This window comes from Bradyrhizobium sp. MV1.5 (assembly GCF_055807615.1).
The window spans coordinates 1-14,617 of sequence record NZ_JBVVPL010000015.1 but is presented as its reverse complement, the minus strand read 5'-3'; the positions used below and the strand labels follow the sequence as shown (position 1 = coordinate 14,617).

Genomic DNA, 14,617 nt, shown 5'->3' with positions numbered 1-14,617 from the left:
CCGGCTTGGGAAATTTGCCCGAGATTCAATCTTGCCGTGCCTCGCAATTGGCAAGGCGCGGCGGCGTTGTTAGGCTGACCTTACCAAACTTTGGGGTGATCGCATGCGCCTTGTGCTTCAGCTTGTCGCCCGTCTGTTTCTCATCGTCGCCCTCTGCCTTGGCGCGGCGACCATCTGGGCCACGTTCGACGCCTATCGCAGCGTCGACCGGGCGACTGCGGCCTCGGCGCAGCGGGTCGCCCAAGCGCTTCAGGCTCTGTACTGGCACGAATTCTTGTTGCGTAGCAGCAGAACACGCGAGCAGCTTCTGCCGGTTCCGGAGTGGCGCACGCTGGAGACGATGAAGCTGATCTCACCCGGCGTCTGCGTCGAATTCCAACCGGCCATCGCCTTCGAAAAGCCGCTCTGCGGCCAGAGCGAGGGGCTGGGCAAGACGCCGCCGCGCTGGTTCGCGTCGATCGTGCCGACCTTCCTCGGCAGCCATGCCGAAGTGATACGGCCGGTCAGTCCCCGCGCGGCGACCGCCGGAGCGGTGGTTGCGACGCCGGATGAAGCGGCCGCCATCTCGCTCGCCTGGGAATACATCCTCAACGTGATCGACGTCGCGCTTTTGATGGCGGCAGCGATCGCGCTCCTGGCCTCGCTCGCGATTGCGCATGCGCTTGCGCCGGCACGCACGATCGTGACCGCCCTGCAGCGCATGGCGCGCGGTCAGTATCGCACGAAACTACCGCGCTTCCGCTCGATGGAGCTGGCGATGATCGGCAGCGCCGTCGGCGAGCTCGGCGGGCGGCTGGAGGAAGCGACCGAGCAGCGCGCGGCGCTGACGCGGCGCCTGATCGAGATCCGCGACGACGAACGCCGCGCGCTCGCCCGCGAGCTGCACGACGAGTTCGGACAGAATCTCTCGGCCATCCTCGCCTTCGCCAACACCATCGAGACGGCGAGCACGAAGGGGGATAAGCACAGCGACATCGTGCAGGACGCGCGGATGATCTCGCAGGCCACGCATCATCTGATGGCCTCGCTGCGCGACGCGCTGAAGCGCCTGCGCAATCCCCTGCCCGCCGAGCTTGGGCTGGAGGCGAGCCTCGTGAATTTGGTGGATAGCTGGCGCTCGCAGAGCGCGTCGCGGCCGACGATCCAGCTCGATCTCAAGGGCGACCTCACCGACATCAGCGGCCCGGCCGCGACCACCGCCTATCGCGTCGCGCAGGAATGCCTGACCAACGCGTTGCGCCACGGCACGGCACGCGAGATTTCTCTGCACGTCGAGCGGCGCACGGGCGACGACGATGCGTTGCTGATCCGCGTCGAGGACGATGGCGGCGGCAACGCGGCACGCGTTGCGCAGTCGGCGGGCTTCGGCCTCACGGGGATCCGCGAGCGCGTCGCAGGGGCCGGCGGATCATTGTCGATCCTGCCCGCCCGCGGCGGACTCAGCGTCGCCGCCACCATCCCGCTCGCCGCGTGAGGCCGGGATGAACGAGATTACCGCAACAGGCATCTCCGTGCTGCTGGTCGACGACCATCCGATCGTGCGGCAAGGCTATCGGCGCGTGCTGGAAAGCCAGGGCGATCTGCATGTCGTGGCGGAAGCCGACAACGCCGCGGATGCCTACGGCGCCTTCAAGGCGCGCGATCCCGACGTGGTCTTGCTGGATATCTCGATGCCCGGCGCGAGCGGGCTGGAAGCCATCCGCAACATCCGCGCGCGCAGCCCGCGGGCGCGGATCCTCGTGTTCACCATGCACAACGAAGCCGTGCTGGTGAAGGCAGCCTTCAATGCCGGCGCAAGCGGCTTCGTCACCAAGAGCAGCGAGCCGTCCGCGGTCGTCGCCGCGATCCGCAGCGTTGCCCGCGGCGAGCGCGCCATGAGCGACGACATCGCGCACATCCTGGCGGAGGACAGCCTGTCGGCGGGCTCGGCGCTGGATCAACTGGGAGAACGCGAGATCGAGATCCTGCGCCAGTTCGCCGGCGGTGCCACGACCGAACAGATCGCAGCGTATCTCAATCTCAGCGTCAAGACGGTGCAGAACTATCACTATCTGATCAAGACCAAGACCGGCGCGCGCACGGATGCGCAACTGGTGCGGCTGGCAGCCAATTGTGGGCTGACGAGGATCTAGAGGGTGGCGGCGTGCCGTTTGCTGCGACCAGAATATCTGGTTCCCGACTGGCCACCCCCAGCGAAGGTCTCCAAGTCTCTCTCAGATTGTGCTAGGCTCCACCACAGGCACAGCGTCAAGCGGCCAGCGGATCTGTGTCCGGCTCCGATCTTTCGTCGAGAGCCAGTTTGGACGGCTCTCGGAGCCGCCCTCGTTCCCGTTGTATGTCTTGCACGACAACAGGAGACGCTTCCATGAACATCAGGGACAGCCTTCTTGCCGCACTGATCGCCTCCAGCGTTTTCGCGACCGGGCTTACGGGAAGCGCGGCAGCTGAGGCGAAAGACCAGATCACCATTCTCTATGACGCCTTCGGCACAGATGAGGCGATGACAAAGGACTGGGGTTTCTCCGCCCTTGTCGAAATCGCGGGAAAACGCATCCTGTTCGATACGGGTAACGATCCCGAAAGCTTCGCGGCGAACGTGAAGGCCAAGGGAGTTGATCTCTCGGACCTCGACTTTGTCGTTCTGTCGCACCGCCACTCCGATCATATGGCGGGCTTGTCCTACCTCCTGAGCATCAATCCGACCGTCAATATCTACGCGCAAAAGGAAGGATTTGGCATCTACGGCTCGTCTCTGCCGTCCGGCTTCTACCGCAAGGACGAGGCCTTGCCGCCGGAGATGCGGTACTATGCAGGCAAGCCGCCCGCGGTGATGAAGTTCGGCACGGCATGGGCCCATGCGAACTTCGAACTGATCGATCAGACCACCGAGATCGCTCCCGGTATCACACTTATCTCGCTGATTTCCGATGCACCGGGCACGAGAGAACTCAAAGAGCTGTCCTTGGCTGTCAACACGGCCGACGGCATGGTCCTTCTGGTCGGTTGCTCGCACCCCGGGATCGAGCGCATCGTCGAAGCGGCGACGGGTATCAATCCCAGGATTCATCTCGTCGCGGGAGGATTTCATCTGGTCGTCGCACCTGACGAAGCTATCGCGAAAGTCGTTACCGCCCTCAAGGACAGGTTCAAGGTGGACAGCGTAGCCCCGGGACATTGCACCGGTGAGCCGACTTTTGCCGCGCTCAAGAAGGCTTTCGGCGACAACTATCTCTACGCAGGCCTCGGCACGTCGATTCCGGTTGCAACGGTTGCGGGCCTGAATGTCAGACGCGGGGAAGGTCCGACGCTTGACGACCTTGCGACCTATCGCAAACTCGCTGGGCGCGAAGACCCGTTCGGCATATTGCGCTTGCGCAGCTCGCATTTGGCACCCGCGCTTTAGGGCGCTGGCGCGCGGCTCGCACCTTTAGATCATGTGTGGCCGGGTAGGATTGGAACTGACGCCGTCGCGCCGCGGTTAGTAGCGGAGTGAGGGAGTTGCGCCATGAGTAAGGCTATCCGCGAAGCCATCCATCATCCCCCGATCATCACTGTCGGCGAGCTCATCGATGAACTCTGCCGTCTGCCAGACACAGCGACGATCCAATTCCACTGCCCCATTCTCGAACAGGAACTTGCATTCTACCGCCTTCGAAAACGGTCGAAGGACGTGGTCGAAATCGAAGTCAATACCTATCCGGAAAGCCCGTCGGTCGTGCCCTCGGCCAACGCCGCCTTGCGTGCGCGAAAAAAGACCCATCATCCGCGCTCGCTCGGCAATGGCAACGTTGCCCACAAGGTCTGAGATAGAACCGCGACAGGTCACGTCAGGTGTCACGGCTTCGGAACGCGTGAAGGAAGTTGGCTTACGCCTTCAGCCCGCGCAATACCAGCGCGAGCGTCAAGACGGTGCAGAACTATCACTGTCTGATCAAGGCCAAGACCGGCGCGCGTACGGATGCGCAGCTGGTGCGGCTCGCAGCGGCTTGCGGGCTGACGAATTTCTAACGTCGGTCGAGCTCCGTACCCCGCGTCGAAGTTCCTCCGGCCGCAATGAAATCCAACCCAAAGCAAATCTCCGCCATCAACTCCGAGCAGATTCAACGTCAAGCGCGGCCACAGCGCGTCTCGCAAAGACTCCGCTGCTTTCAGGCCCCGCGACTGAAATGAAATCGGAGTGAAGCGACATGCACCACCTGCCAAACGACACTATCGCAGTCACCCTGCCGGACTTCGGTCAATCCATGACCGTGCTCGGAGATCCCGGGTTGGCAACCGATGACTGGGGCGGAAACGATGCGCTGACGGCAGCCATATCGAGTCTCAACTCGAACGTGACGCTCGTTGGGGAAGACCTGGCGGCCATGCATGGCAATTCTCACGGAGGAAACGACAGTCTCGTGGTGAGCGTGGATGGCGGCTGGGATAGTGCCGTTGCCGTTGGCGATGCCCAATCCATGGCGGACAACACTCAGGGCGGTAACGACACCCTCAATGTCGATGCCCACAACTCGCTCTACACCAATGTTTATCTCTATGGCGATGTCCAAGGTGACATGTCGGGCAACGCGGGAGGCGGAAATGACACACTGACGGCGTCGACCGGATGGAGATCGTTCGGATCGCTCAGCGGGGACGCTGGTGGCGCCATGAGCGGCAATGCGCACGGCGGGAATGATACGCTGAGCGCGACGGACTATGGGATAAATGGCGGCGGCGACGCACTCAGCGGCGATGCCACTGGCGCCATGACCGACAACGCGGTCGGCGGAAACGACATCCTGGCCTTTGCCGCGAGCAGCGACGCCCAGCTCGGAGGAGGAAGCCTGTCGGGCGATTCCGGAACGTCCATGTCCGACAATGCCCAGGGCGGGAACGATATCCTCACCGCCGTCGTCGATGGCGAGCGAGCTGCTTTCAGCACGACGTTGTACGGCGACGCTCCCACAATGTCGGGCAATGCTCACGGCGGGAACGACATCCTCACCGGGGGATCGAGCCCCGATCGCCTGGCGGGCGATGCGATGAGCTACGCTCCTTCCTCACCCGGCTCGATCACCGGAGGCACGGATACCCTAAACGGTGGCGGCGGCAATGATCTCCTGTGGGGCGGCCCGAACAACGACACGTTCGTCTTCAACACGGGCTCCGGCCAGGACATCATCAACGACTTCAATCAAGGCAACCAGGCTGTCGGCAGCACCACCACCGAACACGACGTGATCAACCTGCATGACTACGGCTTCGCAGACTGGGCAGCCGTCTCCAGCCTCATCGGCGACAATAGCGCCGGCGATGCCGTGATCCACCTCACCACCAACGATACGATCACGTTGGACGGCGTGCACACGGCGGCGCTTCACCCAACGGACTTCGTCATCTGACGGCTCACAGCCACGCAGGATGATGGGATGGTGGTCACGAGAGAATCGTCGAGGCCAGGCCCGTCATCCTGCCGATCGCCAAAGGCATGAGCAGGAGCGGATCAAGCCCCAAGCTGCGATACGCGTTGGCTTCGCAACCTCACGCCGCCTTCAGCCCGCGCAACACCAGCGCGAGCGTCGCATCGACGCGCGCCGAGAGATCGGCATCCTTCCATTCGTCGGCGTGGGCCGGATGGTGGAAGCGGACGGTGGCATCGAAAATGGCGCGCGCGGTGGCCTTGACGTCGTCCACCTCGAACACGCCCTGCGTCACGCCGTCGGTCAGGATCGCCGCAATCTGGTCGATCATGGTGTCCTTGTGACACTTGACGGCTGCACAGGCCTCGCGCGCCAGGGTCAGATAGGTCTCGAACATCTCGGGATCGTCGAGCACGCGCGAACGCTTGGCGGCGAACAGGGTGCGCAGCCAGCGGTCGAGTCGCGCCGGGGCCGGGCCCTGCTCTTCGGCAAGCTGGCGTAATGGCGCGTCGATGCGGTCCAGCCAGCGTTTGGCGACGGCCTCGCGCAGCGAGGCCTTGCTCGGGAAATGGCGGTAGACGCTGCCGTGGCTCACATCGAGCGCACGGGCCACGTCGACCACTGTGGCCTTGGCGAGTCCGTAACGCCGCAGCACGTCCTCGGTGACTTCGAGGATCCGCTCCGGCGTCAAGATAACGGCTTCGTTCATGCCAGCACCATGTTCCCGTTGAGGGCTCAGTTACCCGGCGACGGAGCTGCTTCCGAAGCGCCCGTACCGGTCGTTTCGGAAAGCTCTCGCCTTAATGAGGCAGTTTTGCAGCCTGCGCCGCGATCTGGCGCGCCACCAGTAAATTGAGCCAGTGCCCAATCGTCCCGGTCAAATTGATGATTTCGGTCGTCATTGTCGTAAGTCTCCAATCAATTGGCGGTCCCGATTGTTCAATTGCGACCCTCAATCCCATTTGTTTGGGACGTCGGGCTCCCGGGATGCCGCCAGACGCCCAATCGGAGCGTCCGAGTACGGATATACACGTCTCGCTGACAGATTTCAATATCTGTCAGTCAATGATCCGTGATTGACAGTTAATATCTGCGGGCCTCCCCCTTGAGGCGGGCGCCCATCGCCGATGGTCCTGTCCAGCCCAATCATCCCCCGCTACGTTGCCGGCCCGTTTGTTTCGCCCTCCCCGCTCTGCTAGATCACGGCGTAAAAAGCATTTTGGCAGGTCGCCCCCTTCTGGGTCGCCCGCCCACCTTCCTGGAGCAGTCCAATGATCCCCCGCTATACCCGCCCGGAAATGGCCTCGATCTGGGAGCCGCAGACCCGGTTCAAGATCTGGTTCGAGATCGAGGCGCATGCGGCGGACGCGCTTGCCGAGCTCGGCACGATTCCCAGGGAGGCCGCCAAAACGGTCTGGGCCAAGGCCAAGGACGCCACTTTCGACGTCGCCCGCATCGACGAGATCGAGCGCGAGACCAAGCACGACGTCATCGCGTTCCTCACCCATCTTGCCGAGATCGTCGGCCCCGAGGCGCGCTTCGTGCATCAGGGCATGACGTCCTCCGACGTGCTCGACACCTGCCTCAACGTCCAGCTCACCCGCGCCGCCGACCTGCTGCTCGCCGACCTCGACAAGGTGCTGGCGGCGCTGAAGAAGCGCGCCCTCGAGCACAAGATGACGCCGACCATCGGCCGCAGTCACGGCATCCACGCAGAACCCGTGACCTTCGGCCTCAAGCTCGCTTATGCCTATGCGGAATTCTCTCGCGCCAAGGAGCGCCTGATCGCCGCGCGCAAGGAAGTCGCCACCTGCGCCATCTCCGGCGCGGTCGGCACTTTTGCCCAGATCGATCCGCGCGTCGAACAGCATGTTGCCAAGGCGATGGGTCTCGTGCCCGAGCCGATCTCGACGCAGGTCATTCCCCGCGACCGCCACGCGATGTATTTCTCGACGCTCGGCGTGATCGCGTCCTCGGTCGAGCGTTTTGCGGTGGAGATCCGCCACATGCAGCGCACCGAAGTGCTGGAAGCCGAGGAGTTCTTCTCCGAAGGGCAGAAGGGTTCGTCCGCGATGCCGCACAAGCGCAATCCGGTGCTCTCGGAAAACCTCACCGGCTTGTCACGCATGGTGCGCGCCTATGTGACGCCGGCGCTGGAGAACGTCGTGCTCTGGCACGAGCGCGACATCTCGCACTCCTCTGCCGAGCGCATGATGGGCCCCGACGCGACGGTGACGCTGGACTTCGCGCTGGTCCGCCTCGCCGGCCTGATCGACAAGCTGCTGGTGTACCCCGCCAACATGCAGAAGAACCTCGACCGCCTCGGCGGCCTGGTGCATTCGCAGCGCGTTTTGCTGGCGCTGACGCAGAAGGGCGCAAGCCGCGAGGACGCCTACAAGCTCGTGCAGCGCAACGCCATGCCGGTCTGGCGCGGCGAAGGCGACTTCCTCCAGCTCCTGAAGAAGGACGCTGAGGTGAAGAAGTATCTCACCGACGCCGAGATCGAGGAGCAGTTCGACCTCGGCTATCACTTCAAGCACGTCGACACGATCTTCAAGCGCGTGTTCGGCGAAAGCTGAACGTCATTCGCAGCCCGGGTGAGCGCAGCGACACCCGGGACTTCTCTCACAAAGATCCCGGATGTCGCTTCGCTCATCCGGGCTACAAATCAAGGCGGACCTTCCCCATGCCCATCGTCAACCGCGTTGCCGCCCTCTCCGACGAAATGGCCGCCTGGCGCCATGACTTCCACGAGAACCCGGAGCTGCAATACGACGTCCACCGCACCGCCGGCATCGTCGCCGACCGCTTGCGCGAGTTCGGCTGCGACGAGGTGGTGACGGGCATCGGCCGCACCGGCGTCGTCGGTGTGATCCGCGGCCGCAAATCCGCCTCGGGCAAGACCATTGGCCTGCGCGCCGACATGGACGCGCTGCCGATCATGGAGACGTCGGGCGTCGCCTACGCCTCCAAGGTCCCCGGCAAGATGCACGCCTGCGGCCATGACGGCCACACCGCCATGCTGCTCGGCGCCGCCAAATATCTCGCCGAGACGCGCAATTTCGACGGCACGGCCGTGGTGATCTTCCAGCCGGCGGAAGAAGGCGGCGGCGGCGGCAAGGCGATGGTCGAGGACGGGCTGATGACGCGCTGGAACATCCAGGAGGTCTATGGCATGCACAACATGCCGGGCCTACCAGAAGGACATTTCGCGACCACGCCGGGCGCGATGCTCGCCTCCTCCGACAACATCCAGATCACGGTCCACGGCAAGGGCGGCCACGCCGGCGCGGGTCCGCACAAGTCCATCGACAGCGTGCTGATCGGCGCACAGATCGTCAACGCGCTGCAATCGATCGTCGCGCGCAACGTCGATCCGCTGAAGTCCGCCGTCATCTCGATCACGCAATTCCACTCCGGCACGGCCTTCAACATCATCCCGGAGATCGCCGAACTCGGCGGCACCGTGCGCACACTCGATCCTGAAGTGCGCGATCTCGTCGAGCGCCGCATCGGCGAAGTCGCCGACAGCGTAGCACGCGCCTATGGCGGCTCGGCCGAGACGAAATACACGCGGATGTATCCGGTGACCATGAACCATGCGCGCGAGGCCGGCCTTGCCGCCGACGTCGCCCGCGACATCGTCGGTGCCGAGCGCGTCAACGACAAGTTCATTCCGATGATGGGCGCCGAAGACTTCTCCTTCATGCTGGAAGCGCGCCCCGGCGCGATGATCCTGGTCGGCATGGGCGACGGCAACGAGTGCCACCATCCGGCCTATGTCTTCAACGACAACATCCTGGGCCATGGCGCGTCCTATTGGGCGCGACTCGTCGAAACGCGGATGCCGGCGGGGTAGGTCAGGCAGCGGCGGTGGGAAGGCCCGGTTTTGTCAGTTGCAGATCTCGCCGGTAATCTTCGTGACTCCGTTGCCTGGACCGGGCACAAGACCAAGGCGGCAACCCTTTGCGACTGGTCTGCAGCCTGCTTGGCCGCAGACGATCTGACCGGATGCTTGCGACTTCGGTGTCGCAGATTCCGCCTGTTTCCGGTCCTGATCGCTCCTCTTTGCGTCCTCGCGCGTCGCGACCGGCTTCTTCTCCAGCACCTTCTCGCATTCGTTGTCGTCACCGACGCGATAACCGGCCCGGCAGGTGATCTTCACGCATTGATCGCCGTCGGCCTTGGAGCCGAAATTGCAAATGAGCGGGCAGACCCGTCCGGGCTTCGCTTTCAGGGCGTCGAGTGCGTCGACGCTTGCAAGCTTGGCGTCGAACTGGGTGCCGGCATATTTGTTGAACAGTGTCAGCGAGCGCTGCGAGGCTGAATTCCAGTCGCCGTCCGCAGCCGAGGCAAAGCAGCCGACGCGGCGCAATTCGCTCTGCACGGATTTTGTCAGATCAGCCGCCGACAATGTGGATGCCGGCGCCGGCGCAAGAGCTGCAACTTTTTGCTCGACCTCAGGCATCTGCCGATCGGCCGTCGGCTTTGCCGCCTGCTCCGCCTTCTCGGCGGCCTGCTTGGCGGCAAGTTCGGCCTTGGCCTTCTCCGCCGCCTGCTTCTCGGCCTGTGCTTTTGCCGCGGCAGCTTCGGCCAGCTTGCGCTGGTGCTCCGCCGCGTCCGCTCTTGCTTGCTCGATCTGCTTCTGCTTCTCCGCCGCGATCCGCGCCTCTTCGGCCGCTTTGGCCGCCGCGGCCGCCTTGTCCTGCTCGGCCTTCTGAGCGCGTTCGGCAATAAGCCTTGCCTTCTGCTGCTCGGCCGCATTCGCTTTCTGCTCGGCTGACGCGCGCGTCTCTTCAGCGGCGATCTTGTTCATCTGGCCCTTAGCCAGGTTAGCATAGAAACCGTCGTGATATTGCGCCAGGAAGGCTTCCCAACCGTCGCGCGTGGCAAGCTGCAGCGCGAGCTCGTAATCCCTGCGAATAGAATCCTGCGGACTGGCCTGCGGCCCGGTCGCGGCCGGTTTGATTGCCACCAGCGGTACATCGTCGCCGCCGAGCGAGCCGTAGACATAGGGCTCCTGCTTGTAGCCGGTGCTCTTGAGCACGTCGTCGCGCACGAATCCGAACGCCTTGCGCAGGTCGAGGCCCGGCTTCGGAAGGTGCTCGACCAAAGCGACGGCGAACGGGCTGTTTCTGGAATCGCCGTCGGACGCGGTCGAACCGGCCTTCGCGGCGAACGCAATCATGGTGTTGGGGCTGGTCGGCTCGACCTTGGCAAGCCCCCTTCCGATCGCGCGCGAGGCCAGCGTCCGCTTCATGGTCTTGGAAAACGGATTGTCGCGGCAGGCATCCAGGATGATCAGGCGCAGCTGCTTGGCCGGCTCCACCGCGAACAGCGCGCGCTCCACCGGGATGGTCTCGTCGAGCACGTCGCCATCCGTCTCCAGCGTCGCGTCAACCGGAATAAGATAGTTGGTGCCTTCCAGCTCGATGCCATGGCCGGCGTAGTAAATGACCGCCATGTCGGCATCGCGCGTCCTGCCGGCAAACTCACGCAACATGCGCCGCATCTCGCTGGCACTGAGATCCAGCCTGACATCAACGGAATCAAAGCCCGCCTTCTTGAACATGCCGCCGACCAGAGTGGCATCGTTGACGGGATTGCCGAGCTTGGGCGCGCTCTTGTAAGTGGAATTGCCAATGACAAGCGCGACCCGCCGGTCCGCATGGGCCGGTCCGCAGGCGAGGCCAATGGCTAAAATCAACAAAGCAAATATCCGAAACGGAATCACTTGCGTCCCCCCGGATGCAATTGCACGAGACTATTCGGACCATGTCTCAATTGCCAACGCTTCCTATGTGATATTCGTCACATAGGGGCTCTATCGGGCGTATGGATAATGCGGCGAAGCGTCGCCCTGCTTTCGCAGCTGACGGCCGAAGCCGTCTGTTGAGCCCGTTACATTTGCACCACCTCGTGGCGCATCACGAACGGTGCAAGCAGTGCGTGCACCTCGCTCGCAACCGCCTCGTACCGATCCGCCGGCAGGCCCGCCAGCGTCACAGTGGCGATCGAACCGTGGCTGCCGTGAGCGCCGACCCTGACCTTGCAGTCGATGCCGCGCTCAGTGAGCGGTGTCAGCACCTTGGTGAACACGCGCTGCGCTGCGTCCCAGCGCAGCTGCGGCTTGAACACTTTGCCGACGCCCGTCACCGGCATCGGATCGATCGGGATGACCTGCACCGGGACAGCCGCGCGCTCCGGCGTGCGCTCGCGCACCCATGTCTCCAGCTCGCCCGGTTCGACGGTCGCGCCCGGCTTCAGCTGCACATAGCCCACCGGCAGCTCGCCGGCATAGGCGTCGGGCTGGCCGACCACCGCGGCAAAGCCGACGGCAGGATGCCGGAACATGATCTCCTCGATCGGCGCCGGATCGATGTTGTGGCCGCCGCGGATCACGAGATCCTTGGCGCGGCCGGTGATCCAGAGATAGCCGTCGGCATCGAGCCGGCCAAGATCGCCGGAATTGACCCAGACTTCATCGACGAAGGCACCCTTGTTGTGCTCGTCGTTGAGATAGCCGCCGAACACGCCTGGGCCGGCCATGATGACGACGCCAATCTCGTCCGGCGCGCAGTCGCGGATCAGCTTGCCCTCGCCATCGAGCTGGACGATGCGGACCCGCGCGTAGGGCATGGGAAGGCCGACCGAACCGAGCCGGATCGGCCGCGACGGATAGGCCAGCGTGTGAACGCTCGATGTCTCGGTCATGCCGTAGACCTCGACGACCGGCAGCTTGAGCTTGTCCTGGATTGCAGACCCGACCGCGACCGGGATCGCGGAGCCGCCGCCGGCTGCATATTTCAGGCTGGAGATGTCCGCATTGCCAGGCGGCACAGCGAGCGTCGCGGCGAGTACCGTCGGGACGCTCGACAGCGCCTCCGGCTTGAAGCGCTCGACCAGCCCCCAGATGTTCTTCACGGAATTCGGATTGCGCCATCCGCTAGGCGACAGCACGACCAGCGAACCGCCGGCCGACAGCGTCGTCAGCACCTGCGTCAGCGAGCCCCCGACGTGAAACAGCGGCATGCCGAACAGCATGTTGGCGCCCGGCTTCGACTTCAGCAGCAGATTGAGCGCCCAGGCCTGATAGACTTGGTTGGCATGGGTGTGCCGCACCAGCTTTGGCGTGCCGGTGGTGCCGCCGGTGTGGAAATAGGCGGCGACGTCGCTGCCCAAAATCTTTCGTCCGCTGATCAGGCGGTCCGAAGGCTGCTGCTTGATCAGGTCGCTGAAAGCAAAGACTCCCTTCCCCGGGTCACCGCCACCGAACACCTGGACGATCGCCTTGAGATGCTTGAGTTGCGGCCTGATCTGCTCGACTTTCTGCCAGATGTCGGTGCCCGGCATCGGCCCGAGCGCCACCAGGACTTTTGTGTTCGCCGCTTCCAGAATCTCCGCAATTTGGTGCGGCTCCAGCAGCGGGTTGACGGGATTGGCGATGCCGGCGGCCTCCGCGCCGAACAGCGTTACGAAGGCGTCGGGCACCAGCGGCAGCATGAAGCTGACGACGTCGCCCTTCTCGACGCCCAGCGCGTGAAACATGTTGGCGGCCTGCGTGACGCGCGCGATGAGGTCGCGGTATGCGACCACGACCGGCGTGTCGGCCGGATCGGCATTTTGCAGGAACTGGATTGCCGGCCCGTCGGGGTTACGGCCCGCACCCAGTCTGATGGCGTCGTAAGTGCTCTCGGCCGCGACGCGATCGACGTAGGGGACCTGCTCGAAGGCTCGAACCTCGGCGTCCGTCGCCAGGTCCGGATAGTCGCTGCCGATGAGCCGATCGAGCGCGTGGATGCCCGCCATGAAATTCCGTCCTCCCTCAGATGCATGTCCCCGCGCCCTGTCTTTTGACTTTGGGGTTGGCGGGGCCTCGACCGATGGCCGGCCGAGCAGGGCCAGAATGATGGATGATTTGGCGTTCGTCCATGACCTACCGTCGGCGGGAATGGGCTCCCGCGGAGGCCTTTGAACCTGCGCGCCCGATCCGGGGACCAAGATTTGGCATCGGACTCACATGCCGGCTTCCTTGCCAGCGCCGTTGCCAGCGCCCTGCCGCAAGACTTGAGGTGATCATGACTACGCCCCCGCGGGATTGCGCCACCCGGCTGTTCATCACGTTCGCCGTCACCACGGGGATCTTGACATCGGTGATCATGACATCGGTGATCGCCCTGCCCCGCGCGGCACTCGCGGAGGATGGCCAGCTCGACAAGATGCGCGCCAAGATCTCGGCCTTCATCAGCGACAAGATGGAGAAGCTCGGCGGGTCTCGCATCGTCTACAAGGTGGACACCGATGGCCTGCGCGAGAGCGTCGTCACGGATTTGCGCGACGACGTCTACAAGAACCTGCGCGAGGGCAAGATCGCCTTCTCCGGTCTTGCGATCCGCGACGGCGGCGTCGAGTTGAAGATTGCCGACGTCAAGGGCCGCGAGCAACTCGCGCGCAAGCTCGCCTCAGCGGCGGAAGGATTGCCGTCGCATGCACTCGCCGTGACCGACGGCAGCGACGGACTCGTCCGGCTCGCGCCGACCAATGCGGCATCCGCCGCGCGGTTGCACGAACTCGTCGAAGATGCCATCGCCATGATCGAGCAGCGTCTGAAGGAGGCCGGCGTCCAGCTCGCCAGCGTCCAGCCCGATGGCACCGACCGCATCCGAATCTTCCTGCCCGGTGTGATGGAGCCCGAGCGCGTCACCGCGGTCTTCGCCCGAAGGGTCAAGGTCGGCTTCCGCCTGATCGACCTCTCGATGCCGCCGGAGCAGGCGCAATCCGGCACGCCGCCGACAGGCACGGAAGTCCTGCCCGGCTTCAAGGACAAGAGCCTTTATCTGGTCGCCAAGGACAGCGTGCTCGACGGCGACGACATCAGCTATGCGGGCCCGGGATTTGCGAGCGCCACGAAAGAGCCGATCGCCTCGTTCCGCTTCAACGGCCGCGGCACGCGGCGCTTTGCCCACATCACCGAGGAGAATATCGCAAAGCCGTTCGCCATCGTGCTCGACGGCAAGGTGATCTCCGCCCCCATAATCCGCGAGCCCATCACCGGCGGCTCTGGCCAGATCTCCGGCAATTTCACCCTGGAGGAAGCAAACAGCGTCGCCATGCTGCTGCGCGCCGGTTCGCTGCCGGGGCACCTCGGCCTGGTCGAGCAGCAGGTCGTGCCGCCCGCCAAGCCCTGCGGGGGGGGAGCGCCCCCCGCCCACGAC

The 14,617-nt window shown here is 64.2% G+C and carries 11 protein-coding genes and 1 pseudogene; 9 read left to right on the top strand and 3 right to left on the bottom strand.

From position 1 onward, the window contains the following. Nucleotides 1-103: 103 nt before the first annotated feature. The 6 genes and pseudogenes from AC0L2J_RS16260 (at nt 104) to AC0L2J_RS16235 (ending at nt 5,384) form a co-directional block, all read left to right on the top strand. Complete coding sequence (locus tag AC0L2J_RS16260) at nt 104-1,474, top strand: sensor histidine kinase (RefSeq protein ID WP_473391927.1); 1,371 nt, start codon at nt 104-106, stop codon at nt 1,472-1,474. A 7-nt stretch (nt 1,475-1,481) separates the two neighbouring features. Beyond that, nucleotides 1,482-2,132: a response regulator gene (locus AC0L2J_RS16255; RefSeq protein ID WP_473391924.1), complete on the top strand. Its 651-nt coding sequence runs from the start codon at nt 1,482-1,484 to the stop codon at nt 2,130-2,132. A 233-nt stretch (nt 2,133-2,365) separates the two neighbouring features. Continuing rightward, a complete protein-coding gene (locus tag AC0L2J_RS16250; protein WP_473391920.1) occupies nt 2,366-3,403 on the top strand; it encodes an MBL fold metallo-hydrolase in 1,038 nt (345 codons plus the stop codon). Nucleotides 3,404-3,505: 102 nt separating this feature from the next. After that, entirely contained in the window at nt 3,506-3,805 is a 300-nt protein-coding gene (locus tag AC0L2J_RS16245) for a hypothetical protein (protein WP_063995783.1), read from the top strand. A 92-nt stretch (nt 3,806-3,897) separates the two neighbouring features. Continuing rightward, nucleotides 3,898-4,008: pseudogene (locus AC0L2J_RS16240) on the top strand (DNA-binding response regulator); the annotation flags it as partial. A 179-nt stretch (nt 4,009-4,187) separates the two neighbouring features. Then, nucleotides 4,188-5,384 carry a calcium-binding protein gene (locus tag AC0L2J_RS16235; RefSeq protein ID WP_473391915.1) on the top strand — a complete coding sequence of 399 codons (1,197 nt, stop codon included), beginning with the start codon at nt 4,188-4,190 and terminating at the stop codon, nt 5,382-5,384. Between the two features lie 139 nt (nt 5,385-5,523). On the opposite strand, the gene AC0L2J_RS16230 is transcribed toward AC0L2J_RS16235, so the two are convergent. After that, on the bottom strand, nt 5,524-6,111 hold the full coding sequence (locus AC0L2J_RS16230) for a TetR/AcrR family transcriptional regulator (RefSeq protein WP_473391912.1): 588 nt from the start codon (nt 6,109-6,111) through the stop codon (nt 5,524-5,526). Nucleotides 6,112-6,673: 562 nt separating this feature from the next. On the opposite strand from AC0L2J_RS16230, the gene purB reads away from it, so the two are divergent. Both purB and AC0L2J_RS16220 read left to right on the top strand, forming a co-directional pair. After that, nucleotides 6,674-7,981, top strand: coding sequence for an adenylosuccinate lyase (gene purB / locus AC0L2J_RS16225; RefSeq protein WP_473391908.1), 1,308 nt, complete (start codon nt 6,674-6,676; stop codon nt 7,979-7,981). A gap of 107 nt (nt 7,982-8,088) precedes the next feature. Further along, nucleotides 8,089-9,261 (top strand): M20 aminoacylase family protein, encoded by a 1,173-nt coding sequence (locus AC0L2J_RS16220; RefSeq protein WP_007612084.1) that lies wholly within the window; start codon nt 8,089-8,091, stop codon nt 9,259-9,261. A gap of 33 nt (nt 9,262-9,294) precedes the next feature. Here AC0L2J_RS16220 and AC0L2J_RS16215 read toward each other — a convergent pair whose 3' ends face one another. Continuing rightward, entirely contained in the window at nt 9,295-11,109 is a 1,815-nt protein-coding gene (locus AC0L2J_RS16215) for a caspase family protein (RefSeq protein WP_371258289.1), read from the bottom strand. Between the two features lie 194 nt (nt 11,110-11,303). Further along, complete coding sequence (locus AC0L2J_RS16210) at nt 11,304-13,211, bottom strand: acyl-CoA synthetase (protein ID WP_473391901.1); 1,908 nt, start codon at nt 13,209-13,211, stop codon at nt 11,304-11,306. A gap of 269 nt (nt 13,212-13,480) precedes the next feature. Between AC0L2J_RS16210 and AC0L2J_RS16205 the strand changes: the two genes are divergently transcribed. Next, nucleotides 13,481-14,617: SecDF P1 head subdomain-containing protein (locus AC0L2J_RS16205; RefSeq protein WP_473391897.1), on the top strand; the 1,137-nt coding region annotated here is incomplete at its 3' end.